Origin of the sequence: Cupriavidus basilensis, assembly GCF_008801925.2 — a bacterium.
In the GTDB taxonomy this organism is placed as follows: domain Bacteria; phylum Pseudomonadota; class Gammaproteobacteria; order Burkholderiales; family Burkholderiaceae; genus Cupriavidus; species Cupriavidus basilensis.
Genome location: NZ_CP062803.1, coordinates 1,629,425 through 1,651,362 on the forward strand (window position 1 = coordinate 1,629,425; position 21,938 = coordinate 1,651,362).

Consider the following 21,938-nt stretch of genomic DNA (forward strand, 5'->3'; position numbering starts at 1 on the left):
TTGACGAGTCAGCGGCGGGCTTCAGGCGTCGAGGAAGGTCGTCGCATGGGCGACGAACGTCTCCGGATACTGATAAATCGACCCGTGATTGGAGTCCGGATAGACGATCAGTTGCGCGTTCGGCAGATGCTGCTGGAGCGTGAACGAATGCCTCGTCGGAATGATGACGTCGTTGCTGCCCTGGACGATCAGCACGGGCTGCCGGATCTCTTTCAGATACGCCAACGCGCTATCGTTCGGCACGTGCCATTTGCCGATCGCCTCGCCCTGAGCGGCAATGGTTTGCTCGCTCACTTGCGGATCGCGATCCTGACGACGCAGCTTGCGCTCGAGAAAGGCGAGGCCGGCCTTCTGGCTGGCTTCGGAAGGTCCGAAATGGACAGCAAGCCACAGATGTTCGGGCGGGTCGTAGCTGCCGGCGAAGATTTCCGCGGAGCGGCTTTCCGACATGTCCTGTGAACGATGCCCGGTGCCGACGAGGATGATCTTGCGGACCAGGTCGCCGCCCTGCAGCGCGATCTCCTGGGCCACGAAGCCCCCGATCGAAATGCCGAGCACGTCGACCTGGGTCAGGCCCAGCGCGCGAATGAAGGCGATCGCATTGGCCCCCATCTCCTGGAAACTCGTCGGGGTCTCGCCCGAGGAGCTGGCGACGCCGGCATTGTTGAACAGGATCACCTCGCGATCCTTTGCAAAACCATCGGTTACCGCCGGATCCCAGTGGTCGAGGGTGCCGGTGTAGTGCTGATTGAAGACAAGCGGCACGCCGCCCTGCTTGCCGAACCGGCGGTAGGCGAAACGGATGCCGTTGGCCTCGACGAATTGGGTCGGTGCCGTATCGTGATTGATGCTGTTCATGGTTTAATCCTCTATGCTCCAACACGCTAACCAGGAAGGTGGCGGCCTGTCGGAATTGACGGTTTCGTGCTGCTATGGTGTCAATATAGAAGGCGGACTCGCCATGCACTAGCCATGAAACGCGGTTATGACCTATCCTGAATGTGCATAGATCGAACGTAGGACGCATGGAGGAAAACGATGGACATCAACGCGTTGCGGATTTTCTGCCGGGTCGCCCGACTGCAAAGTTTTTCGGCCGCTGCGCGGGAGCTGTCCATCTCGCAATCGCAGGCATCGCGCGCCGTGTCGGACATCGAGGCCGAGTTGGGCACGCTTCTATTGGCGCGGACGACGCGCGCCGTGATTCCGACGGAGGCAGGCGCCGACTACCTCATCCGCGTCGAAGCCGTGCTCGACCAGCTTGACGATGCCGGACAGAGCGTCCGGCAGGACGAACTTCGCGGAACGCTGCGCGTCGGGATGCCGACGAGTGCCGGGGTGCGGGAGATCATCCCCCGACTTCCCCGTTTTGCTGAACGTCATCCGCGGCTGCGGATCGACGTGGTGCTCGACGACCGTCGCCAGGACCTTGTCCGGGACGCGGTCGATGTCGCCATCCGGATAGGCACCCTGCCAGACTCCAATGCGACGGCGCGTCTGCTCACCAGCTACGCACGACTGATCGTCGCCTCCCCGGCATATCTCGCCCGATGCGGCACGCCCCTGTCACCGGACGCGCTCGTCGGTCACCGGATCGTCTATGGACCCGCGGCCACTGTCAGCACCGCCTGGACGTTCACGCACAACGGAATAACCAGCGATGTGCCGATAGAGCCCAATATATCGTTCAGCGACAACGAAGGCGCGGTTGCGGCCGCGAAGGCCGGCTTGGGTATCACCTCGATAGGATACTGGGCGTGCCGCAGGGAGCTTGAGGAAGGATCGCTCGTGCCGATCCTCTCCGACTGGTCGATGGTCGGCACCAAGGTACATGCGTATTTCCCCCTCGGTCGCGCGACCCGGACGGCGGCCCGCGCCTTCATCAATTTCCTGCTGGACGAGTTTAGCGAAAGCGTCGACGTAACACGCGCTGGATGATGTCGCAGCATTTCAACCATGCGTTTGCCGTGTGTCGATGGGTGACGGTTCGTTTCTCGCTAACAGCCATTCGCGGGAGGCTTCCGGGTGTCTCCTTACGGCCGATTCTGTTGAAAAACTCGGTTTGGATATCGATCGGGATAGGCGTTCGCTCCCGGTGGGGCTCGCGTTGATCTGCGGCGCCCGAGCTTCGAGGGTCTTCCGACCTAGTGCATCGCGGCTAAGCCGCTATCGCATTCATATCTTCACCGAACGGCATCAACCGCTTTGCCATTCGTCGCAGATTTTGCGCTGTTGCTGCTAGTAGGAACTCGTCCTGCGCCCCAGTTAGCCCTCGTAGCCGCAAGCGATCCAGTTTCAGGATTCGTTTTAGATGAGCAAATAGCATTTCGACCTTCTTTCGCTCCCTGCGCGACCGCTTGAACTCCGGTGTTGCCGAGAGCTTCCGTGCCACGTCACGCGCGTTCTCGTGGACGCTGCGTGCGATCTTGCGGAATGGCATGTTTGGGCAGCATTGTTTCTTCATCGCGCACCCACCACAGTCATGCTGGCTGGATCGATAGATGACGGTGTCGGCCTTCGTGATGTGAGTGCGTTAGTTCGTATATGCACGCCAATCGCTGCGCAGAGCCTTGTCACCAGGGCAGCGGTACTCATTGGCTTGCTCGTCCCAACGGAAGTCCTCTCTCGGAAACGTGCCATCGTCGCGACGGGTCTTGTCCCAGACTGGAACATGAGGCGCGATCGCTTTCTCTTCGACCATCCACCCGAGCATTGGCGTGGTCCCATAGGCGGTATCGCCGGCAAGACGCTGAGGTTTAAGAGCAAAGCGTTCTTCGACTCTGTTGATCATCGTCTTCGTTGACTCCTCCTCCGCGGTTCGATGCGCGGGGGTGGCCTCGACGTCCAGGATGATTCCCGCGTGCAGGTCGATCAGGTAGTTGGTCGAGTAAGCAAAGAAGGCAGGGCCACCGGGTGCCACGGTCCGGCGCGATGCCGGATCAGTCAACGAGATGCTCTTCGGCGGGATCGTAGGCTCTGCCTCGGACGCTGCGTCGTCCTTGATTTTATTGACCTCATCCAGCGCAGCAAGGTATTCGCGAACGGCGCGGCTAGGGCCTTCGCCTTGATTCCAATCGATGACCTCCGTTCCCGCCACGCCTCGGGAGCGATTTGCGTCTGCCTTGATGATGCTCGCGTCGACAGCAAAGCCTTCGCCTTGAACCAGCCCTTCCGCCATACAACGGCGAAGGACCATCTCGAACACGTGACGCAGCGCGCCGCTTTCGCGGAAGCGGCCATGGCGATTCTTGGAGAACGTTGAGTGATCGGGAATTGGATCTTCGAGACTAAGCCGACAGAACCAGCGATAAGCCAGGTTCAGATGAATCTATTCGCAGAGGCGGCGCTCTGACCGAATGCCAAAACAGTAGCCCACGATGAGCATGCGAACCATCAGCTCGGGATCAATCGAGGGGCGCCCGGTGTGGCTGTAGTAAGGCGCGAGGTGTTGGCGAAGATCGCCAAGATCGAAGAACCGATCAATGCCACGCAAGAGGTGGCTACGGGGCACATGGTCATCAAGGTTGAACGAGTAGAAGAGCATATCCTGCGATCCAACTTGTTGACCCATCATGGCGAAACCCTCGTCGAACGATGATCTCAAGGGTAGGTGCCGACGTTCCGTGATGCCGAGTTTTTCAACAGAATCGGCCGGGCTCGGTCCTTAGCAATCTAGGCGGAGCCTTGCCGACGCCAGAGGCGACTTGCGATCCTTCCGAGTCAGTCGGCGGCCTCACTGCGAATGGCCGGTCTTGCCCGCTACGGTTATTAAGTCAGCCCGTGCGGCCAGGCCGCATGCGAGAAAATATTCTACATAGCGCTCATTCAGTAGCATTGAATGCTACACATTCCCCTCTCGGTTATGGATTTTGGAAGCAACTTTCAGTGCGTTCGTCGTAGCATTTCTACCCTTCTGAAGGATGAATGATGAGCACGGACACTCTGCGGTACTTCGATTACGCGGCAACCACACCGGCGGACCCTCGTGTCATGGAGGCGATGTTCGGCTGCTTGGGGGCTGCCGGCGTCTTCGGAAACCCTGCGTCGAACTCCCACGCTGCAGGGCTGAAGGCAAGGGATGTGGTCGAGGAGGCTCGCGCCCAGGTAGCCGCTCTCATTGGTGCAGAGCCATCCGAGATTGTCTGGACGTCCGGTGCGACAGAGTCGAACAACCTAGCGCTCAAGGGTTTTTTCGACCACGAGCCGACGCGCCGCCATTTGGTTACCAGCAAGCTTGAGCACAAGGCAATTCTGGACACCGCGTCGCACCTTGAGCGACTTGACGTTTCCGTTTCCTACCTCTTGCCGAATCCGGCTGGCGAGATTTCGCCGGCCGCTGTTAAAGCGGCCTGCAGCAATCAGACGGGCCTCGTTTCGTTGATGATGGTGAACAACGAGATCGGCACCCTCACCAATATTGCTGAGATCTCGCAGATTGTTCACGCCGCTGGCGCTCTGCTTCACGTGGACGCGGCGCAGGCTGCTGGCAAGGCCGCGATTGACGTAAAGGCGATGGGTATAGACCTGCTGTCGATGTCGGCACACAAGTTCTATGGCCCGAAAGGCATCGGCGCGCTCTATGTGAGTCGCGAAGTGGCGCCGCGTATTGCCTGCCAGATGCACGGCGGCGGACATGAGCAGGGGCTGCGATCTGGCACCCTTGCCACGCACCAGATTGTCGGCATGGGAACGGCTTGCGAACTGGCGCGTACTGAAATGGCGTCGGACAACGAGCGTATCGCGCAACTGAGCGAGCGCTTGCTGAGTGGTGTGCGCGCGTCAGGCACCGTCACGCAGAACGCCAGTTCCGCGGCCCGCATTCCGCACACACTTAGTCTGACCGTGGAACTGCCCAATTTCCTCCCGTCCATGTTGACCGACGATCTGGCCATCTCCTCAACGTCTGCCTGCAATTCGGCGGCCGGCAAACCGTCTCACGTGCTGACTTGCGTCGGCCTGGATGAAGCTTCCGCCAAGCGCACAGTCCGTCTGAGCCTTGGACGCTTTACAACGTTGGCAGATGTGGATTTTGCAGTCGACTGCTTCCGCAAAGCCATAGAGCGCTGTATGGAAGTGGGCACGGGCCGACAGGACATGCTGATCAAGCAGCTCTCGAACGACTTGAGCGTGGCGCCACAGTTAAGCGGAGCCGACGTACGGGCGGCGCATGCGGCCGGGTTCCTTTCCATCGTCTGCAACCGGCACGATGGAGAGGCTGCCGGCCAGGTCCAGTTCGCGAAAATCGCGGAGGTGGCCAGTTCGCTTGGCATGGCCGCGCACTACCTTCCCGTAAAACCGGGGGGTGTCACCGTCGAAGCTGCTGCAGCCTTCGGTTTACTCATGGCGGAGCTGCCGAAGCCCATACTTGCGTACTGCCGTACGGGAACCCGTTCGGAGACGCTGTGGAATATGGCATGCACCAGGCAAGGCTGACGGGGCGGTCGGCACTGAAGAACTACGCGACGGGGCGTGCGCGGGCTGACGTTCAATCCTCGGCGTTGGGCCTACGATCCTGCGGAGGGTAAGCAAAACCCATAGGCCTTCTCGCCCGCCGAATCTGGATAGGACATCAACCCGGCGCTGGCGCGACACAAGCGCCCGCAGCATGTTGGTATTCAGTCGGTGACGAAGTACCGCCTGGACCGCAAGTCGTCGGTGGCTGTCCGGAGGGCATTCGAGGGTCTCCGCTCGACCCTTCCCGGGCATTGGCCGTTGCGGCACGACCGTCCGCTTTTGGTCAATCTTCGAGCATTCGCTTTGCCTTCGAGTGCGCTGTGAGTAGCCGCCGCTCACGGCGCGTATGTGAGCGCAGGTAAAGATTGTTTAGCACAATGGCCGACGCCGTACAAGCGACGCCAACGATTTGTGCTTGCACGGGCACGACGCCCTGACACGCGGAAATGGCGAAGGCCGTTACCGGTATGACGTCCATAAACAGAACGCCATGGACGGGCGTCACGATTCTCACACCCAGATTCCAGCACAAGACGCCGATAAACCCCGGAATACACGCGGTGTACAGAAGATACGGCAACACCCGTTCTAGCTGTGACACATCGGGTGGCGCAACGCTCCGGGTGGCGAAGAGGATTCCGTTAATGGCTAGCAGGCTGATCATGCCAAAAAGCGTCGTGAGCGCCGTATAGCGATAGGGGGACCAGCCGTTGAAGAACGTGCTGCCAATCGTGTATATCACCCAGCACAACGCGCCTCCAACGATAATCAACGCTGCTGCAAGGTGCTCCGCAGACTTTGCCGCGTCGCTGATGGCTCCCTTTGTCACGACCAGCGAAACGCCCGTAAACGACAGGAGAATGAAACAAAACGAGAGTGGACGGGGTGGAATGCGTCTGATTGCCCAGTTCGCGAGCAAGCTCAGCATCGGCTGAGTCGCCATCATCACGGAGGCAATCAGCGCTCCTTCAACGCCAGCCATTTGTTGGCCGATGAACACCAGCAAACCGAATCCGGCGAATCCGAGCGTTCCCATGAGCCACGTGAGCAGGCCGCGCCCTTCCACCGAAAAGACTTGCCTACCCTCGCGTCGCCAGAGAAGGGCGGCAAAAAACACAGCTGCAATGCCGAATCGCAGGGTCGTGAAGGTGAAAGGGTCGAGAATGTGTAGGGCTTCTGTCATGACGGGGAAGAGGCTACCCCATGACACCGTGGCGAGAAGGCACAAGATCACCCCTTTCCCGAAACCAGCTTCCGCCGTCGCCTGTACCGTGGTCTCTGCGCTCATCTTCAAATCCATTTATCTCGTAGTTGATTAAGACGGATTCTGATGGCAGCGCTTATTCACCGTCCATTCACTTGTTCGGAGGCCCGTTTTCGGATTTTCAGTAACGCAACTGCAACCGCTTGATGCAGAATCACGTCATGGAGCTATATCAACTCAAGGCGTTTGTCGCCGTCTCGCAAGAAGGTAGCCTGACTAGGGCGGCCGAGCGACTCTATCTCAGCATTCCCGCCGCGAGCGCGCAGATCAAAGCCCTTGAGGAGGAGCTTGGAATCCAATTGTTCGAGCGAACAACCAAGGGGATGTTCGTCACCGCAGCCGGCCGCAAGCTGCTGGCCGAAGCCGAGCAAACTCTCCAAGCGGCCAGCCGGGTGAAACGCGTCGCTGCTGAAGAGCGAGGGCAATTGTCGGCCGAACTCAAGGTCGGGACTTTGAGCGACTCGGTACCGTTGCGAGTCGGTGATGCACTACTCGCGCTCGGATTGCGTCATCCGAACATCCGGGTGACGCTTCACCAGGCGGTGTCGGGCGACGTGGTGGAACGCGTCCGTAGCGGGAAGCTGGACGGCGGTTTCACGCTGGCCGACGTTTCCGCTACCGCTCTGTCGGTTGACCGATTGAGCGAAATCGATCTGGTCGTCGCGCTGCCACCAAGGTTCACATCGCAAGCCTATGACTTGGGCTTGGCGGATATTGCGCGCCTGCCATGGATCGTGAGCGTCCCCGAGTGCGCGCTCCACTCCGCCGCACTCGATCTGTTTCGGGATGCGGGGCACGTGCCCGACGCGCGATACGTGGCTGACAGCGACGGCGTTTTGCGCAGCATGATCAGCAGCGGGGTTGGTGCTGGCATTCTTCGTCGCACCGAGGCGACGGCCGGCACTCTAGCTGGAGAATTGGCAATCTGGCCACATTGGATCGGAAAGAGCTGGCTGTCCTGGATACAGGGCGCGACCAACGCCAGCCCGGCCGCTGCGGCACTGCGAGAGACTATTCGAGAAAGCTGGCGAGCTTCTTCCAGCGATCAGTCAGGTACCGTGCGTTAAGCAGCCATTCACGGAAGTGCGGCAAGGGGCCGCTTGTGGCCGGGAAGCGACAACCGGGCAACCAAGAACCAAGGTCCCTTCAGCCCCTACTCGGCCGTCCGACTCGGCGGTGCCGGACGCCGGCCAAGGTCGAAAACCGGCCGTTTGCTCTGTACGAGAAAAACCTGCCGTCTATCGGCTCCCGCACAATGGGCCGGCACATAAGCCATCAGGACGGAATTGCCATCCGGCCCACTTTGGCCATGCCAACGCCCCCGCCAATCCACGCCGCGTTCGATCCGTCACCGCAAGCCAAAGTGATTGTGGTCACGGTGCATGGCTTGCCGCGCAGGAAGGCCGCGTGTGGCGCGGACCGGGCAGCGGCATATTGCAGCCCGCAGATATCTGCCAGATCCGAACAGGCTGATGCCGGAATCGCACACGCCATGTGGCCCGTCTCCCCTAAATTGACGACGCTGGGATCGCTTCCGTTCATGCGGTAGACCATGCAAGCGACAACCATAATCCAGAGGAGACATCGATGACCGATCCAACGCTCAAAACTGCCCTGAATGGCGTGCTTCAGCAAACGGTGAGCCGCCCTGGCGGCGTTCCCGGCGTGGTGGCCATGGCCACCGACCGCAATGCGAACTTCTACGAGGGGGGGGCTGCCGGCGTGCGCCGGCTTGGTGGTGACGACCCGATGGCCACGGACTCCGTGTTCGCCATCTTCTCCACCACGAAGGCGCTCGCTGGCACCTGCGTCATGCAGCTGGTGGAAGAAGGGAGGTTCAATCTGTCCGACAACGCGGGAATCTATATGCCCGAGCTGGATGCGCTACGGGTACTCTCGTGCTGCCGGAGCCGCCGCCGATGGGTGTGCGGCGAGGTATCGTCAGCGGTTCGGGGAGTATCCGTCGAGAACGCTCGGTCTGGCGAGACACTAGCCCGGATATTTCACATAGCAGTGCACATGGAAGTTGGCGCCATAGGAGCCCGACGGGAACTGGCTCTTCACTTGTCAGATAAGCAATGTCGCCGTATGACGCATCACGCATTCGATGAATGCATGCACCTTGCGGGACTGCCGTCGATTGATTGCGTAGACGAAGTGAATCCCCGCGTCCTGCAGTGTGCTCATCAATGGGAAGTCCGGTAGCAACTGAACCAGCCGCCCGGCGGCCAGCGCATCGCGAACCAGCCAGTAGGGTAGAAGCGCGATGCCCAATCCGGCCAGGGCGCTCTCCAGCAATACCTCCACGTCGTTGGCTACCAGATCGCCTTGTGGCACCACTTCGATACATCCTTCGCCGTCGGGCTTCGCAAAGGTCCAGGCAACCCGCTCTCCGGAGCGACGGTAGCGCAAGCAATTGTGATCAAGCAGGTCCGCAGGCAATTGTGGTACCGTCCGCCCCCGCAAAAAGTCAGGGTGACACACAAGCAGCCGCCGATAACGCCCAAGCGGTCTGCTGACAAGACTGGAGTCGCCAAGCGCTCCTATTCGTATGGCCAGGTCAGTGTCGGTCTCGACCAGGTCGACGTAGTCATCGGTAAGTGACAGTTCCAGCGTGACCTTCGGGAATGCCTCGAGAAACGACGGAATAAGTGGCGTCAGCAGGCGTTTGCCGAAGACGCGGGGCGAACTGACCTTAAGCCGCCCGCGAGGTGTATCGGCGAACGATGCCATGCTCTCGTTGACGGCATCCAGTTCAGCCAACAAGGTGTCCAACTGTTCCTTGTAGGTATGGCCGGGCTCCGTCAACGTCAACCGGCGGGTCGTGCGGGTCAAGAGCTTGACGCCCAGATGGGCCTCGAGCGAATCGACCTGCCGGGACACGCTGGAAGCAGCGATACCCAATAGCTCGCTGGCGTCGGTGAAGCTCAGGGTCGAGGCCACCTTCTGGAAGACGCGCATTGCTGCCAGCATGTCCATGCTTGTGTTTCCGTTGGCTGTTAGTTGGCCGGCGCGAACAGGTGTTCGGCACCGTCAGCAAATTTGCTGGGATTGAACTCGATGATCTCGTATCGCGCCAGCCGTTCGCGGTAGAAGGGGTCTTCTGCCAGCACCGCATCCAGCTGCAGGCGATCCAGGTTTCGCGCCAGAATAACACCGCCGATGCGCGGCATTTGGGGGCCCGACACCACAAAATGACCGGCGCGATAGTGCCGGTCGAGAAAGTCGCGATGTTGCTGCATGTGCGGGTCGATTGCCGGCAGGGGCTGGATGTAGTGCAGAAGTACGATGAACATGATGCCCTCCTCAAACAGTCAGGATGATCTTGCCGAGACTCATGCCGGATTCGAGATGCCGATGCGCCTGTGCCGCCTGCTCGAGGCGCATCACCTGTTGGACCTGGGGCCTGACAAGGTCCCGCATCAGGAGATCCCGGACATGCTCAAGGTCCCTGCGACCGCTGCCCCGGCAACCCAGGATCTCCAGGCGGCGAGTAAACAGTGCCTTCAGATCCATCGGCGCCTCCGTGCCAGTCGTCACGCCGCCTAGTACCAGCCGGCCGTCCATGGCAAGTGAAGCGACCGATTGCGCGAAAGTGACCGCACCCACGTGTTCAAAAACGAGATCCACGCCACGGCCGCCCGTCAGCGCGCGCACCTGCTCTGCCATGTGCGGTCCTGCCAGCACCACCGCGGTAGCACCAGCGTTGCGCAACGCTTCGTCTGTATCGGCTGTGCGGCCGATCGCAATCACGCGAGCGCCCATGGCACTGGCCAGCTCTACAGCGGCGTAGCCAAGTCCACCGTTGGCGCCCAGGATCATCACCCATTCGCCTGGTGCCAGCCGGCCACGCCGCAGCATCGATGCGGCCGTAGCGTAGGTGAGGGCAAAGCTCGCGCCGCGGACGTAGTCTATCTGCTCCGGCAATGCCATGGCATTGCGGGCAGGGACGCGGACAAACTGCGCGTATCCGCCGTCAATGGTCGAGCCGACCGTGCCAAACTTGCTGCAGAGGTTGTCTTCGCCACGCAGACAGTGTTCGCACTGGCCGCATGACAGGATAGGGGCCGCGAACACGCGCTCGCCGATGCGATTGCTATCGACGTTGACGCCGACGTCCACGATGTCTCCGGCGAAATCCGTGCCGGGAATGCGCGGCAAGGGTACTTGGAATACGCTTCCTTCGCGCAGGAGAAGATCGAGGCGATTGACGCCGACCGCATGGACCCGAATGATGAGGTCGTCCGGCCCCGGGGCCGGCGTGTCGACATCGACGATGGCAAGAGATTCTGCCGGGCCATGCTTCTGGATTTGTACCGCTTTCATTTGCACTCCGATCTGTGGTGATGAGACAGCGGAGTCACTGTACGGCGCGCCTTCCCGGGTAAAAAGTGGATCGGCTGCAGAAGAGAATTCGATCGTGCGCAAAAGTCGCTCGGGTCATGCCGAACGAACCTCGCCTATCGAGCCAGATCACGTCGGCATCCGTTTTCGGCCATGTGGACGGCGTGCCGCCGAGCCGATCGACCATACCAAAGGATGATTGGTATATCAGACGCTTTGCGAAGATACTCCAGCAAAGCCAGCTCATCCAACATCCCACATCGTGCAGCGGAGGCAGGAACCATGACACACGGCACCGCCCGGATTGGATCGACGCCCTATCGCACGAATATCGTCGTATCCGGCCACGCAATCACGGCCGATGAACCCCGCGCTCGCGGCGGGCAAGGGGACGGACCGGCCCCTTACGATTTATTGCTTGCTAGCCTGGGAGCGTGCACCGCCATCACGCTCAAAATGTATGCCGAACGCAAAGGCTGGGCCCTTGAGTCGCTCGATGTCTCGCTGCGGCTAGTCGGGACGGACGAGTGGCGCATCGAGCGGACGCTGGTGATCAAGGGCCTGGAGGATAGCCAGAAAGCGCGTCTGGCGGAAATTGCCGAGCGCACGCCCGTCACGAAAACGTTGAGCCCCGGGTTGCCGATCGAAACTCGCCTGGCGTGACGCCGACCGGGTTTACACGAAGCCGACGGCGGTTGGCCATGCATCCACCCGCCGCCGCTCTCGAGAGGAGAACGCTCATATGAGCGAGCAGCACGCAGACGATGTCGGAGAGCGCAGGCACCAGATGTTCCCCGTCCTGACGCCAAGCCAGGTTGAGGCGGCACGCCGCTTCGCAAGCGGTCCGCCGCGGTATTTTGCGGCGGGTGAGATGGTCTTCGCCACGGCGGACAGGAATGTGCCCGTCTGGCTCGTGCTGGATGGCTCGATCGACGTTCTGCGCCGGGATGGCCTTGACGAGGAGGCGCCAATCACCACCCATCGCGCAGGGCAGTTCACCGGAGAAGTCAGCCAGATTGACGGCCGTGCGTCGCTCGCCTCGGCGCGAGCCGGTCGTGACGGCGCTACCCTGATTCCGTTCGATCCGCCGTATCTGCGAGCGCTGATGATCGGATCGGCAGAGGTCGGTGAGATCGTCATGCGCGCGCTGATCTTGCGCCGTGTCAGGCTGATCGAACATGGCGGCTCGGGCACGATCCTGATTGGTGCGCCAGACGATGCGCATCTTCTGCGCCTCCAAGGCTTCCTGACGCGCAGCGGCTATCCCAACCACGTCATGGATCCCGAGGTCGATGGTGGGGGCCGCAGCTTGGTTGAGCGGATGGCGCTGCTCCCCAGCGACCTGCCGCTGGTGGTCTGCCCTGGCGGCAGCGTGCTGAAGCGGCCCGATGAGCGGGAGCTGGCGGCCTGTCTCGGCATCATGCCCAAGCTCGGGCAGCACAAGACCTACGACGTCGCCATTGTCGGCGCGGGACCGGCCGGGCTGGCCGCAGCGGTCTATGGCGCGTCGGAAGGCCTCTCGGTGGTGGTTCTGGACGAGCGCGCCATGGGCGGGCAGGCCGGCGCGTCGGCGCGAATCGAAAACTATCTTGGCTTTCCTACCGGCATCTCCGGGCAGGCGCTCGCTGGCCGGGCATTCACCCAGGCCCTCAAGTTCGGTGCCGAGGTGGCCATCCCAGTGAGCGTGGTGCGGCTCGATCACGACGAGGATCGGCTGACCCTCAAGCTCTCCGACGACTCGACAGTGGCAGCGCGTACTGTCGTGATTGCCTCAGGCGCCGCCTACCGACACCCCGACATTGCCGGTCTCGCGCAACTCGAGGGCTCTGGCGTTTCCTATTGGGCGTCCCCGATCGAAGCCCGCTTGTGTGCCGGCAAGGAAATCGCTCTCGTCGGCGGCGGCAACTCGGCGGGGCAGGCAATCGTGTTTCTCGCGCCACACGTGAAGCGACTTCACGTGTTTGTCAGGCGAGACCTGTCGGCGACCATGTCCCGCTACCTCATCGACCGCATCTCGGCACTGTCCAACGTGGAGATTCATGTCGGTACGGAGCTGACCGAACTTGCCTCCAGTGGCGACAGGCTCGCCAGTGCTACTGTTCGCGATCGCGCCAGCGGCACCTTGACATGCTACGGGATCTGCCACCTGTTCCTGTTCATCGGCGCGACGCCGCATACCCGCTGGCTCAATGGATCGGTGGCGACGGACGACAAGGGTTTCATTCTTACTGGGGCTGGGGCATCGGGCGCATCGCTCGAAACCAGCATGCCTGGCGTCTATGCAATCGGCGATGTCCGCGCGGGCTCGACCAAGCGAGTTGCTGCTGCAGTCGGCGATGGCGCCGCTGCCATCTCTCAAATCCACGGTTACCTCAGCAGACTGTCAAAGGAAGTGGCATGAAGACCTGTGACCATACAGATACGATCCATGATGTCGTGCCAAGCGCTCTGGGTTGCGAAGAGTGCCTCAAGGTGGGCAGCCCGTGGGTGCATCTTCGGCTGTGCCGGACCTGCGGTCACGTTGGCTGTTGTGATAACTCTCCGCTCAAGCATGCCCGCGCGCATTTCGAGAAGACCGGGCATCCCATCATTGAAGGATATGACCCCCCTGAGGGATGGGGGTGGTGCTACATCGATCGTGAAGAGATCGCGCTGCCGGACCAGACGCCGCAGCGAGGACCCATCCCACGGTTCGTCTGACGGCGTGCCAATCGGGCTCTTGAATGAAAAGGAGAACTCCCATGTCAAAACTACCGTTGCTCGACCCCGCCGATTGCGCATTGATCCTTGTTGATGAACAGGCAGGCCTTGCGTTTGCTGCGGGTTCTCAAGACCCCCAGATTCTGCGCAGCAATGGCCTTGCGCTGGCCAAGACGGCAGTCGCCTTCGACTTGCCGGTTGTGGTCTCCACTTCAGCCTCGAAGGTGTACAGCGGCCCATTGATGCCGGCGTTTAGAGACGTGCTGCCAAACGTCACGCCGATCGAGCGCCGCAACATGAACCTCTGGGAAGACGATGCCGTGCGCGGCGCGATTACGGCTACCGGAAAGCGTACGCTGATCATCGCGGGCATGCTGACGGAGGCTTGCGTGAGCTTCCCGGTGCTTTCCGCGCTGTCCGAGGGATATCAGGTCTATGTCGCGGCCGATGCTTGCGGCGGGCTGACACCAACAAGCCATGATCTTGCGTTGCGACGGATGGCTTGCGCTGGCGCAGTCATGACTTCCTGGCTCCAGGTCCTTCTCGAATTCCAGAGAGATTGGACCCGTCATGACACCTATGAGAAGGCTCGCTCGATCGTGGTCGAGCATGGTGGCGGGTATGGCACGGGCCTGGCCTATGCGCGTGACATGATCAAGCCGACATGAACGTCCTCGATGCGGGCGCCACCGGGAGCGCGATGAACCCGACTACCTTCAATCCGCAGGAAATCGTGACGAGCATCATTGTTCACGAGGTCGAGCCAGATGCCGCTGAGCAGTACGAAACGTGGCTCGCGGACATCCGCGCCGCCTGTTCCAGGTTTTCCGGCTACCTAAGCACCGATGTGATACGTCCGGTCGGCACGAGCCGCGAGTATGCGACCATCGTCCGCTTCGCCGACTTCAAAAGCCTCAACGCCTGGATGGAATCCGATGTGCGCCGCCAGCATATCGAGAGAATGCGGTCATCGCTGCGGCAAGGTGACCGATACGAGATCAGGACTGGCCTCGATTTCTGGTTCACGCCAAAGAACGCAAAGGTCAAGATCCCAACCGCGTGGAAGCAGTGGCTCATCACGTGGAGCGCCATCCTGCCGCTCAGCATCGTGGTGCCATGGGGTGTCGTGCCGGTGCTTGCGCGCCTTGGCTTCGCCCATGACTCGTTGATCGGCAAGGCAGCCGTGACGGCGGCAATGGTGTTCCTGATGGTCTACGTGGTGATGCCGCGCTATACGCGGCTCGTTGCACACTGGCTGTTCAAATGATCATTGCGTACCTTTCTGCATGGATTGGCGTCAACGTATGCTTGCGGGGCAGCACGCGATCGCTCCGACCCAGCTCCGAACTTCGGTAGTCGACCGTTGAATCCACGACCCACAACAGCCACTCATTTTTCTTCGAAGCAGACGGCCGCATTGCGGCCTTGCCGTGAAATCTAGTCAGGCGGTAGCACCAATGCCCCGCAACCGGTATCGGCGACGAAGGTCGCAAGAAATCTCGCCGGGTGCGTCGGATCGGGGTTCTCGGCGAACAGGTGAAGTGTGCGTGGCGGCTCGAACCATGTTTGTCCACTGACATAATCGATGGGTGGTCCTCCCGCCAATTGAGAGCGGATCGTCCCTTCGAGCACGACTGCCGTCACCGAACCCGGGTGACGATGCGCGGGCGTAAAGCCGAGCGGCGGAAAGTCGACGATGGCTGTCGTCACCGACTTGCCCGGCGCGTCAGGCAGGGCTTCGCACGACAGAATTTTTACGGTCGAAGCGGGACGGCCCGTCGCGCTGGCAGCCGGCGATGCGCTGGACAGCAGCGGATCGCCACCGCTGCCACAAATGACGGCGAACCAGTCGATCGCCGAGCGGGGCGTCGCCGGACCCGGCAGCAGCAATGCCACTGCTATTGCCGCAAGCATCGTGGGATTGCCCGGCAGCCGCGGCAAGTGCGCGAGAAGCGGCAGAGCACGCGGGTTCATACATGCGCCCCCGATCGCAGGTCCTGCGACCATCCCAGCTCGCGCTTCGCCTTTGCACTGGTGACCTCGGCGTCGTCCTGCGCAATGTTGTATATCCCCGATGTGCCCCGTTCGAGCGCTAGCAAAGCCGCAAACGCAGCGGCTTCGACGTGCAGCGGGCTTGAGCCGGCGGGGACATCGCAACCCGTGCCGGGCCCGTAAATCTGTCCATACCTGAGTACGGTCCCAGTCAGCGGCGCCGTTTCCAACACATGGCGCTCCAGTGCCGCGACGCCCCGCACGCTAGTGCCGCGCGGGCCATGCGCATCGATATCGAGTGCGCAGCTTTCATCGTAGGGCGTCCCGCCTGGTCGATACGCCCAGGCGATGCTTTGCGCAATCATCCGCTTGCTACCGGCTGAAATGGCCGCTGCAACCAGGTTACGCGTTCCTTCGTCGCGAATCCGGGCGTTGGTGGTCACCGCCTGAGCCATGCGGGCGGGGTCCAGCCCGTAGGGCAAATCAGTCAATTGGTGAATCACGCTATGTGGCGCGATGCGACCCAACGCGTCGCGTAGCGCGACCACATCGAATACGTCCACGACGACCGGCGTGACACCAGCGTCTTCGAGGTTTTTCGCCCGGTCGGGGCGCCGGGTGCTGCCGAACACCGTATAGCCCGCCGCGATTAGCTGGGGCACCAGTGCGGTGCCAATGGCGCCGCTGGCTCCGGCCACCAAAACCCTGTGCGTCATCTCTCTTCTCCTGTTTGCGATTGCGAACGATGCAACGGTATGTCGCATTTTTGATGAAGAGCAGGATAGGGTTGTTAATGGTCGAAAAAAAGGTCCATTATTGAGAATTTGACTGAGCCAATATGGAAAGGCAACGATGCGCCGAGCCGAACAGATCGAACTTGCACTTGCGCCGCGACCCGACGGGATGCCATTGCAACGCTGGCTATATGACGAACTGCGCACTGCCATTCTGATGGGCCGGCTGTCGTCAGGGGCGCGTCTACCTTCGTCGCGCGATCTCGCGGCACGTTTTGCGTTATCTCGCGGCACGGTACTAGGCGTGTATTCACAACTCACGGCCGAGGGGTATCTGACGGGTGCTGTCGGACGAGGCAGTTTCGTCACGTCCGAATTGCCCGATCGACGTATCGACAGCAGCGATCGGCCGTCGATCAGGACGCGCGGCGGACGGTCAGGCGCGCATGACCGCCATGGCGATCACGTTGACGACGCGCGACCACGCGCCATTGCGCTCTCGGCCCGCGGCCGTCTGCTTGCGCGAACCGCCTTTCAGGTGAGCGGCCGCACGAGTCCCGCTCGGGCTTTTCGTGCCAGCCAGCCCGATCTCGATGCGTTTCCGTTCGACCTGTGGGCGCGTCTGGCAGCGAAACGCACGCGCCGGACTCAACGAGATCTGCTTGGCGACGGTGAGGCGCAAGGATATCGGCCGCTGCGCGCAGCGATTGCCGAGTACGTGGGCATGTCGCGAGGTATGACTTGCACGGCAGATAACGTCGTGGTGCTCGGCAGCGTCCAGCAGGCTATCGATTTGAGCGCGCGTCTGCTGCTCGATCCGGGCGACGCCGCGTGGATCGAAGATCCAGGCTATCCGGGCGCGCGCTTCGTGCTCGAGGCCGCGGGCGCCCGGGTTGTCGGTGTGCCTGTCGATGCGGGGGGCATCGACGTGGAATGGGCACGACAGCACGCGCCCGACGCGCGTCTAGCCTACGTCACGGCAGGGCGGCAAGCGCCGCTCGGACCGCCGCTCGTGCTTGAGCGGCGATTGTCGCTGCTCGAATGGGCTCGGGATCGAGACGCCGTCATCATCGAAGACGACTACGACAGCGAATACCGCTTCGAAGGCAATCCGCTGGCCGCATTGAAGAGCCTTGACCACCACGGACACGTGATCTACTGCGGCACATTCAGCAAATTGCTGTTTCCTGGGTTACGGACCGCGTATGCGATCTTGCCTGACCGGTTTGTCGATCCGTTCGTGGCCGCGTTGTCGTTGACAGCGCGGCATGTCCCACTGGATCAGCAGTCGGTACTGCATGCATTCATCGCGGACGGCCATTTCGGGCGCCACATCCGGCGCATGCGCATGCTGTACGGCGAGCGTGCCGAAGCGCTGAAAAGCATTGCCGACCGGCGTCTTTCCGGACTGCTGCATGTGCCTCGAATCGTTGCGGGACTCGACGCGCCGGCCTTCTTGCCACCCGGCATCGATGATGCCGACGTGGCGCACCGCTTGGCGCGCGAGGGCATCGAGACACGACCGTTGTCGCTCTACGCGATTGACCGTGCGGCGCCGTCGGGGCTGGTGTTGGGTTTTGCATCTGTCGGCAGCGACGCAATTGAGTCGGGGATGATTGCTCTCGCGCGTGTGCTGGCGCGTTAGTTGTTCCGCACCGTTGTCGTCTTTGGGAAGTGGGCCGGGCCGGATCGGTTGCCTTCGAGAGGATCACGACGCATCCGCTTCGGCACGATGCGTTTCGCGTTTGGGATTTCGTCGATCAGTCGGTTGTTGCCGCCTTCGAGGGATTGCCCCATGTGCGGCAAGAGCGCCGGTGCCACTCAGCCGGAATTCAGGCGGCAGTCTTGCGCCCCACGTTGCGGATGAGCTGCGAAACACGACCCATGTACTGGTCGAAGAGCTGGTTCGCCTGCGCCTGATTGTCGATGGGCTGCGCGACGGTGCGGCCCTCGGCTTCCAGCTTGGACCGGATCTCAGGCTTGGCCAGCGCGTCGCCGATCGCTTTGCGCAGTACGGCGACCCGGTCGGCCGGTGTGCCCTGCTTGACGAAGTAGCCCCCGCTGATCGCGTATTCGAAGTCGGGGACCTGCCGGCTTTGCGAGATCAGCGGAATATGCTTGAGCGGCGCGGGCAGCGACCTGGAGAAGCTTGTCAGCACCTTGAGCCGGCCCTGTTCCTGCATGCTGTCAAAGCTCGATTGGTAGGGCAGGATGGCAAAGTCCACCTCACCGCCGGCAAGGCCCTGCAGTGCTGGGGCCGCGCCCTTGTAGGGCACGTGCAGGAAGGGCGCGCCGATGCGGGCGCCAAGTGCGTCGCCCATCAGGTGATAGATCGAGTCGATGCCGACGGTCGCGTAGGTCAGCGGCTTGCTTTTGTTCTGTCTTGCCACGTCCAGGAATTTGTCCAGCGAGTCGGCCGGGATGCCGCTGCGGATGAGGAGCACGATGCTGGCGTCGCTAATCGGGGCGGCAAGCATGAAGTCCTGAGGCTTGTAGCGGGCCGCCGGATTCAGCAGCGGGGAAAGGAACACTTCGTTGATCGAGCCGTGGAAGAAGGTGTACCCGTCAGCCGGCGCGGCCAGCACCTTATTGGCACCGATCAGCCCGGTGCCGCCTCCGTAGTTCTCGACAACCACCTGCTGCCTCACGCTCTTGCTGATGGATTCCCCGAAGATGCGCGCGGACGTATCGCTGGCACCACCAGCGGGGTAGGGAACCACCAGCGACAGCGGCCGGCTGGGGTAGGTTTGCTCCGCTAAGGCGGGCAGGCCGGCGAGTACCGTCGAGCCTGCGGTCAGGCCAGCGTATTGGAGGAAGCAGCGGCGCGTCTGTGTGGTCATGGTTGTCTCCCGTTATTGAATTTGTCAGGCGAGGTAGCTTTGCGTCAGGCTGGTCCAGAACGCTGCGCCGACCGGCAGGGCCCTGTCGTTGAAGTCGTACAAGGGGTTGTGGACCATGCAGCCGCCATCCTGGCCGAGGCCGTTGCCGAGCCGGATGTAGGCGCCGGGGCGCTGCTCCAGCATGTAGGCAAAATCCTCGCTGCCCATCACGGGTCCGCGGGACACGACGTTGTCCTCGCCCAGCAGCCGGACCGCCACTTCCCGCGCGCGCTCCGTCTGGCGGTCGTGATTGACCAGCACCGGATACTTGCGTTCATAGACGACCTCGGCCTGAAGCTGGAAGCTTTGGGCCTGAGCCGCCACGAAGTCCCGCAGGCGCGTTTCGAGGTGGGTGCGCACCTTGGGGTCGAGCGCTCTCACCCCGATCTTGATCGTCGCGCTCTCAGGCACCACGTTGTAGGTTGCGCCCGCCTGGATGGAACCCACGGTGATGACCGCCGACTTCAGCGCGTCGATCTCGCGGCTGACGATGGACTGCAGCCCGAGCACCATGCTGGCCACGCCCTGCATCACGTCGATGCCATGGTGTGGCATGGCACCATGGGCCGAGCGGCCGGTCAACGTCACCGTGGCACGGTCGAACGAGGCCATGGCCGGACCGGCGATGAGGCCGATCTGACCGACCGGCAGGCCGGGGGCATTGTGCAGGGCGTAGATCTCATCGCAGGGGAAGCGCTCGAACAGACCGTCCTCCAGCATGCGCAGCGCGCCGCCTTCGTTTTCCTCGGCAGGCTGGAAGATCAGGTTCAGCGTCCCGTTGAAGTCGACGGACTCGGCCAGATACCGCGCGGCGCACAGCAGGATGGCCGTGTGGCCGTCGTGCCCGCAGGCGTGCATTTTTCCGGGCTGGGTGCTGGCATAGTCCAGCCCCGTCTTCTCCTGGATAGGCAGCGCATCCATATCGGCGCGGATGCCCAACGTCCGCGTTCCCTGGCCCTTGCTTAGCCTGCCTACCACGCCGGTCGTACCCAGGCCGCGATGGACCTCGTAGCCCCAGGCTGTCAACAGTTCCGCGACGAGGTCACTGGTGCGTCGCTCTTCGAACGCCAGCTCGGGATGCGCGTGGATCTGGCGGCGGATCGCGACGAACTCTGGCGCGATGGCCTCGATGGCCTCGATGGATCGTCTCAGGTGGGCGCGGGCGGATTCGGTCATGGTTGTCGTCGATCAAGGTGATTCACGCCATTATCGGCAGATGTGTCCATCGCATCCATGACAGCTGAAGGGATGAATTGTTGTATAAATGACAACATTCGAACCACCACTTTGAGATGTCGGCGCAATGGAAGAACGGATGGAAGACGTGCTGGATCGGAAGCGGGCGCTGTGCCTGCTCCAGATCATCGAGACGGGGTCGGTGCGTGGCGCGGCGGATGTGCTCTCGGTGGACCCGTCGATGGTGAGTCGCGCCGTGGCCAAACTGGAGCAGGACACGGGCCTGACACTGCTGGAGCGGCGCGGGCGGGGCGTCGTCGTCACCGACGCCGGGCACATGCTCGCCCTGTTCGCCCGTCGCCAGCAGGACCTGCACGACACATTCCTCGCCGAGGTCAACAGCCTGAAGAACGCCCAGCGCGGGCACATCGAGCTGATATTAGGCGAGGGCTTCATCGACATGGTGCTCGAGCCGGTGCTGCGCGACTTCCTGGTCGGGCATCCCGACGTGACCTACAACGTCCGGGTGGCCGGGACCGAGGAAACGGTCCGCTGCATCGTGGAAGACATGGCGCACATTGGCCTGGTGTTCCAGCCACCCAACGACGCGCGCCTGCGCTCGCACTATTCGCGGCTGGCCCCGATCCGCGTTCACGTGAGCAAGGACCACCCCCTGGCGCACCACCGCCGCGCGCTGACCTTGGCGGAACTGGCGCCGCACCAGGGCGCGGCGCTGGTCGAGTCGTTCGGCGTGCGCAAGCATGTGCAGGCAGCGGAACTGGACGAGCACATCACCCTGAAGCCGATGCTCGTCACCAACTCGTTCAAGGTGCTGTGGGAATTTGCAGCGATGGGGCTGGGCTACATCATGACGCCGCGCTCGATTCCGCTGAAGGGCGCGCAGTTCGCCGACCTGGTATCGCTGCCGCTTGCCAATCCAATCCTGAACAACAGCCGGATCCACGTCGTCTCGCGAGCCGGACGGCCGCTCTCGCCAGTCGCCACCAGCCTGTTGCGGCACGTGGTCAAGGCGTTTCCGAAACTCTGACTAACCAAGCTGGCAAGCGCGGCGGCGGCAAGCCACAGTCCGCCTGCGAATTGCAGAGAAGGCAGACAACGCCCCGCCATTGCGCGCCGCGTTCGATCCGCCACCGCGAGCCAGGGTGATTGTGGTCACGGTGCATGGCTTACCGCGCGGGAAGGCCATGTGTGGCGCGGACCGGGCGGCGGCATGTTCCAGGTTTTCCGGCTACCTGAGCACCGATGTGATACGTCCGGTCGATCAGTGCGTACCTGGCGCGCAGCGGCGGCGCCCAGGCTGCGCATCGCGCGTTTGCGCGTGTCGTCATGCGTGCGCGGAGCAGGGCCGGGTTGCGTTGTTGTCTTTCGGGGACG

20 protein-coding genes and 2 pseudogenes are annotated in these 21,938 nt (G+C 62.0%); 11 read left to right on the top strand and 11 right to left on the bottom strand.

The features are described 5' to 3' along the window. Window positions 1–21: 21 nt before the first annotated feature. The gene (locus F7R26_RS07410; protein ID WP_150987680.1) at window positions 22–858 is read right to left on the bottom strand and encodes an alpha/beta fold hydrolase; all 837 of its coding nucleotides are present in this window, start codon (window positions 856–858) and stop codon (window positions 22–24) included. A gap of 180 nt (window positions 859–1,038) precedes the next feature. Here F7R26_RS07410 and F7R26_RS07415 point away from each other — a divergent pair, with 180 nt between their 5' ends. Further along, on the top strand, window positions 1,039–1,938 hold the full coding sequence (locus tag F7R26_RS07415; protein WP_150987678.1) for a LysR family transcriptional regulator: 900 nt from the start codon (window positions 1,039–1,041) through the stop codon (window positions 1,936–1,938). A 220-nt stretch (window positions 1,939–2,158) separates the two neighbouring features. Here F7R26_RS07415 and F7R26_RS07420 read toward each other — a convergent pair. Beyond that, window positions 2,159–3,574, bottom strand: a pseudogene (locus F7R26_RS07420) (IS1182 family transposase). Between the two features lie 350 nt (window positions 3,575–3,924). On the opposite strand from F7R26_RS07420, the gene F7R26_RS07425 reads away from it, so the two are divergent. Continuing rightward, on the top strand, window positions 3,925–5,433 hold the full coding sequence (locus F7R26_RS07425; protein ID WP_150987676.1) for an aminotransferase class V-fold PLP-dependent enzyme: 1,509 nt from the start codon (window positions 3,925–3,927) through the stop codon (window positions 5,431–5,433). Window positions 5,434–5,737: 304 nt separating this feature from the next. Here F7R26_RS07425 and F7R26_RS07430 read toward each other — a convergent pair whose 3' ends face one another. Continuing rightward, the gene (locus tag F7R26_RS07430) at window positions 5,738–6,754 is read right to left on the bottom strand and encodes a DMT family transporter (protein ID WP_241754445.1); all 1,017 of its coding nucleotides are present in this window, start codon (window positions 6,752–6,754) and stop codon (window positions 5,738–5,740) included. Window positions 6,755–6,879: 125 nt separating this feature from the next. Between F7R26_RS07430 and F7R26_RS07435 the strand changes: the two genes are divergently transcribed. After that, a complete protein-coding gene (locus F7R26_RS07435) occupies window positions 6,880–7,785 on the top strand; it encodes a LysR family transcriptional regulator (RefSeq protein ID WP_170301927.1) in 906 nt (301 codons plus the stop codon). Between the two features lie 208 nt (window positions 7,786–7,993). On the opposite strand, the gene F7R26_RS07440 is transcribed toward F7R26_RS07435, so the two are convergent. Next, a complete protein-coding gene (locus F7R26_RS07440) occupies window positions 7,994–8,353 on the bottom strand; it encodes a hypothetical protein (protein WP_170301925.1) in 360 nt (119 codons plus the stop codon). A 39-nt stretch (window positions 8,354–8,392) separates the two neighbouring features. On the opposite strand from F7R26_RS07440, the pseudogene F7R26_RS40840 reads away from it, so the two are divergent. Beyond that, window positions 8,393–8,539 (top strand): annotated as a pseudogene (locus F7R26_RS40840) (serine hydrolase); the annotation flags it as partial. Window positions 8,540–8,785: 246 nt separating this feature from the next. Here the strand turns inward: F7R26_RS40840 and F7R26_RS07445 are convergent. Genes F7R26_RS07445 through F7R26_RS07455 form a run of 3 tightly spaced genes read right to left on the bottom strand, consistent with a single transcriptional unit; the run spans window position 8,786 to window position 11,146 of the window. Next, window positions 8,786–9,697 (bottom strand): LysR family transcriptional regulator, encoded by a 912-nt coding sequence (locus F7R26_RS07445; protein ID WP_150987670.1) that lies wholly within the window; start codon window positions 9,695–9,697, stop codon window positions 8,786–8,788. A 20-nt stretch (window positions 9,698–9,717) separates the two neighbouring features. After that, window positions 9,718–10,014 carry a YciI family protein gene (locus tag F7R26_RS07450; protein ID WP_150987668.1) on the bottom strand — a complete coding sequence of 99 codons (297 nt, stop codon included), beginning with the start codon at window positions 10,012–10,014 and terminating at the stop codon, window positions 9,718–9,720. A 10-nt stretch (window positions 10,015–10,024) separates the two neighbouring features. Then, the gene (locus tag F7R26_RS07455) at window positions 10,025–11,146 is read right to left on the bottom strand and encodes an alcohol dehydrogenase catalytic domain-containing protein (protein WP_150987666.1); all 1,122 of its coding nucleotides are present in this window, start codon (window positions 11,144–11,146) and stop codon (window positions 10,025–10,027) included. A 198-nt stretch (window positions 11,147–11,344) separates the two neighbouring features. Here F7R26_RS07455 and F7R26_RS07460 point away from each other — a divergent pair, with 198 nt between their 5' ends. From F7R26_RS07460 to F7R26_RS07480, 5 genes are all read left to right on the top strand, one after another. Beyond that, entirely contained in the window at window positions 11,345–11,725 is a 381-nt protein-coding gene (locus F7R26_RS07460) for an OsmC family protein (RefSeq protein WP_150987664.1), read from the top strand. 79 nt (window positions 11,726–11,804) lie between these two features. After that, the gene (locus tag F7R26_RS07465; RefSeq protein ID WP_150987662.1) at window positions 11,805–13,463 is read left to right on the top strand and encodes an FAD-dependent oxidoreductase; all 1,659 of its coding nucleotides are present in this window, start codon (window positions 11,805–11,807) and stop codon (window positions 13,461–13,463) included. Further along, window positions 13,460–13,762 (top strand): UBP-type zinc finger domain-containing protein, encoded by a 303-nt coding sequence (locus F7R26_RS07470; protein WP_150987660.1) that lies wholly within the window; start codon window positions 13,460–13,462, stop codon window positions 13,760–13,762. The genes F7R26_RS07465 and F7R26_RS07470 overlap by 4 nt, the downstream gene beginning before the upstream one ends. Before the next feature lie 41 nt (window positions 13,763–13,803). After that, entirely contained in the window at window positions 13,804–14,430 is a 627-nt protein-coding gene (locus F7R26_RS07475; RefSeq protein WP_150987658.1) for a hydrolase, read from the top strand. Further along, the gene (locus F7R26_RS07480; protein WP_241754446.1) at window positions 14,427–15,029 is read left to right on the top strand and encodes an antibiotic biosynthesis monooxygenase; all 603 of its coding nucleotides are present in this window, start codon (window positions 14,427–14,429) and stop codon (window positions 15,027–15,029) included. Before F7R26_RS07475 ends, F7R26_RS07480 begins: the two co-directional genes overlap by 4 nt. A 170-nt stretch (window positions 15,030–15,199) precedes the next feature. Here the strand turns inward: F7R26_RS07480 and F7R26_RS07485 are convergent, their stop codons facing one another. Continuing rightward, the gene (locus tag F7R26_RS07485; RefSeq protein WP_241754447.1) at window positions 15,200–15,736 is read right to left on the bottom strand and encodes a cupin domain-containing protein; all 537 of its coding nucleotides are present in this window, start codon (window positions 15,734–15,736) and stop codon (window positions 15,200–15,202) included. Then, window positions 15,733–16,470 carry an NAD-dependent epimerase/dehydratase family protein gene (locus F7R26_RS07490; protein ID WP_150987656.1) on the bottom strand — a complete coding sequence of 246 codons (738 nt, stop codon included), beginning with the start codon at window positions 16,468–16,470 and terminating at the stop codon, window positions 15,733–15,735. The genes F7R26_RS07485 and F7R26_RS07490 overlap by 4 nt, the downstream gene beginning before the upstream one ends. A 136-nt stretch (window positions 16,471–16,606) precedes the next feature. On the opposite strand from F7R26_RS07490, the gene pdxR reads away from it, so the two are divergent. Beyond that, window positions 16,607–18,133 carry a MocR-like pyridoxine biosynthesis transcription factor PdxR gene (gene pdxR, locus F7R26_RS07495; protein WP_150987654.1) on the top strand — a complete coding sequence of 509 codons (1,527 nt, stop codon included), beginning with the start codon at window positions 16,607–16,609 and terminating at the stop codon, window positions 18,131–18,133. 187 nt (window positions 18,134–18,320) lie between these two features. Here the strand turns inward: pdxR and F7R26_RS07500 are convergent, their stop codons facing one another. Both F7R26_RS07500 and F7R26_RS07505 read right to left on the bottom strand, forming a co-directional pair. Next, window positions 18,321–19,328: a Bug family tripartite tricarboxylate transporter substrate binding protein gene (locus F7R26_RS07500; RefSeq protein ID WP_150987651.1), complete on the bottom strand. Its 1,008-nt coding sequence runs from the start codon at window positions 19,326–19,328 to the stop codon at window positions 18,321–18,323. A gap of 24 nt (window positions 19,329–19,352) precedes the next feature. Then, a complete protein-coding gene (locus tag F7R26_RS07505; RefSeq protein ID WP_150987649.1) occupies window positions 19,353–20,543 on the bottom strand; it encodes a M20 aminoacylase family protein in 1,191 nt (396 codons plus the stop codon). Window positions 20,544–20,682: 139 nt separating this feature from the next. Here F7R26_RS07505 and F7R26_RS07510 point away from each other — a divergent pair, with 139 nt between their 5' ends. Beyond that, a complete protein-coding gene (locus F7R26_RS07510) occupies window positions 20,683–21,591 on the top strand; it encodes a LysR family transcriptional regulator (RefSeq protein WP_150987647.1) in 909 nt (302 codons plus the stop codon). Window positions 21,592–21,938: the final 347 nt, after the last annotated feature.

What these genes read in the sequence shown, in the direction of transcription:
- F7R26_RS07410 (WP_150987680.1), bottom strand. Translation starts at nt 858, where the DNA reads ATGAACAGCATCAATCACGATACGGCACCGACCCAATTCGTCGAGGCC.
- F7R26_RS07415 (WP_150987678.1), top strand. Translation starts at nt 1,039, where the DNA reads ATGGACATCAACGCGTTGCGGATTTTCTGCCGGGTCGCCCGACTGCAA.
- F7R26_RS07425 (WP_150987676.1), top strand. Translation starts at nt 3,925, where the DNA reads ATGATGAGCACGGACACTCTGCGGTACTTCGATTACGCGGCAACCACA.
- F7R26_RS07430 (WP_241754445.1), bottom strand. Translation starts at nt 6,754, where the DNA reads ATGGATTTGAAGATGAGCGCAGAGACCACGGTACAGGCGACGGCGGAA.
- F7R26_RS07435 (WP_170301927.1), top strand. Translation starts at nt 6,880, where the DNA reads ATGGAGCTATATCAACTCAAGGCGTTTGTCGCCGTCTCGCAAGAAGGT.
- F7R26_RS07445 (WP_150987670.1), bottom strand. Translation starts at nt 9,697, where the DNA reads ATGGACATGCTGGCAGCAATGCGCGTCTTCCAGAAGGTGGCCTCGACC.
- F7R26_RS07450 (WP_150987668.1), bottom strand. Translation starts at nt 10,014, where the DNA reads ATGTTCATCGTACTTCTGCACTACATCCAGCCCCTGCCGGCAATCGAC.
- F7R26_RS07460 (WP_150987664.1), top strand. Translation starts at nt 11,345, where the DNA reads ATGACACACGGCACCGCCCGGATTGGATCGACGCCCTATCGCACGAAT.
- F7R26_RS07465 (WP_150987662.1), top strand. Translation starts at nt 11,805, where the DNA reads ATGAGCGAGCAGCACGCAGACGATGTCGGAGAGCGCAGGCACCAGATG.
- F7R26_RS07470 (WP_150987660.1), top strand. Translation starts at nt 13,460, where the DNA reads ATGAAGACCTGTGACCATACAGATACGATCCATGATGTCGTGCCAAGC.
- F7R26_RS07475 (WP_150987658.1), top strand. Translation starts at nt 13,804, where the DNA reads ATGTCAAAACTACCGTTGCTCGACCCCGCCGATTGCGCATTGATCCTT.
- F7R26_RS07480 (WP_241754446.1), top strand. Translation starts at nt 14,427, where the DNA reads ATGAACGTCCTCGATGCGGGCGCCACCGGGAGCGCGATGAACCCGACT.
- F7R26_RS07485 (WP_241754447.1), bottom strand. Translation starts at nt 15,736, where the DNA reads ATGAACCCGCGTGCTCTGCCGCTTCTCGCGCACTTGCCGCGGCTGCCG.
- F7R26_RS07490 (WP_150987656.1), bottom strand. Translation starts at nt 16,470, where the DNA reads ATGACGCACAGGGTTTTGGTGGCCGGAGCCAGCGGCGCCATTGGCACC.
- pdxR (WP_150987654.1), top strand. Translation starts at nt 16,607, where the DNA reads ATGCGCCGAGCCGAACAGATCGAACTTGCACTTGCGCCGCGACCCGAC.
- F7R26_RS07500 (WP_150987651.1), bottom strand. Translation starts at nt 19,328, where the DNA reads ATGACCACACAGACGCGCCGCTGCTTCCTCCAATACGCTGGCCTGACC.
- F7R26_RS07505 (WP_150987649.1), bottom strand. Translation starts at nt 20,543, where the DNA reads ATGACCGAATCCGCCCGCGCCCACCTGAGACGATCCATCGAGGCCATC.
- F7R26_RS07510 (WP_150987647.1), top strand. Translation starts at nt 20,683, where the DNA reads ATGGAAGACGTGCTGGATCGGAAGCGGGCGCTGTGCCTGCTCCAGATC.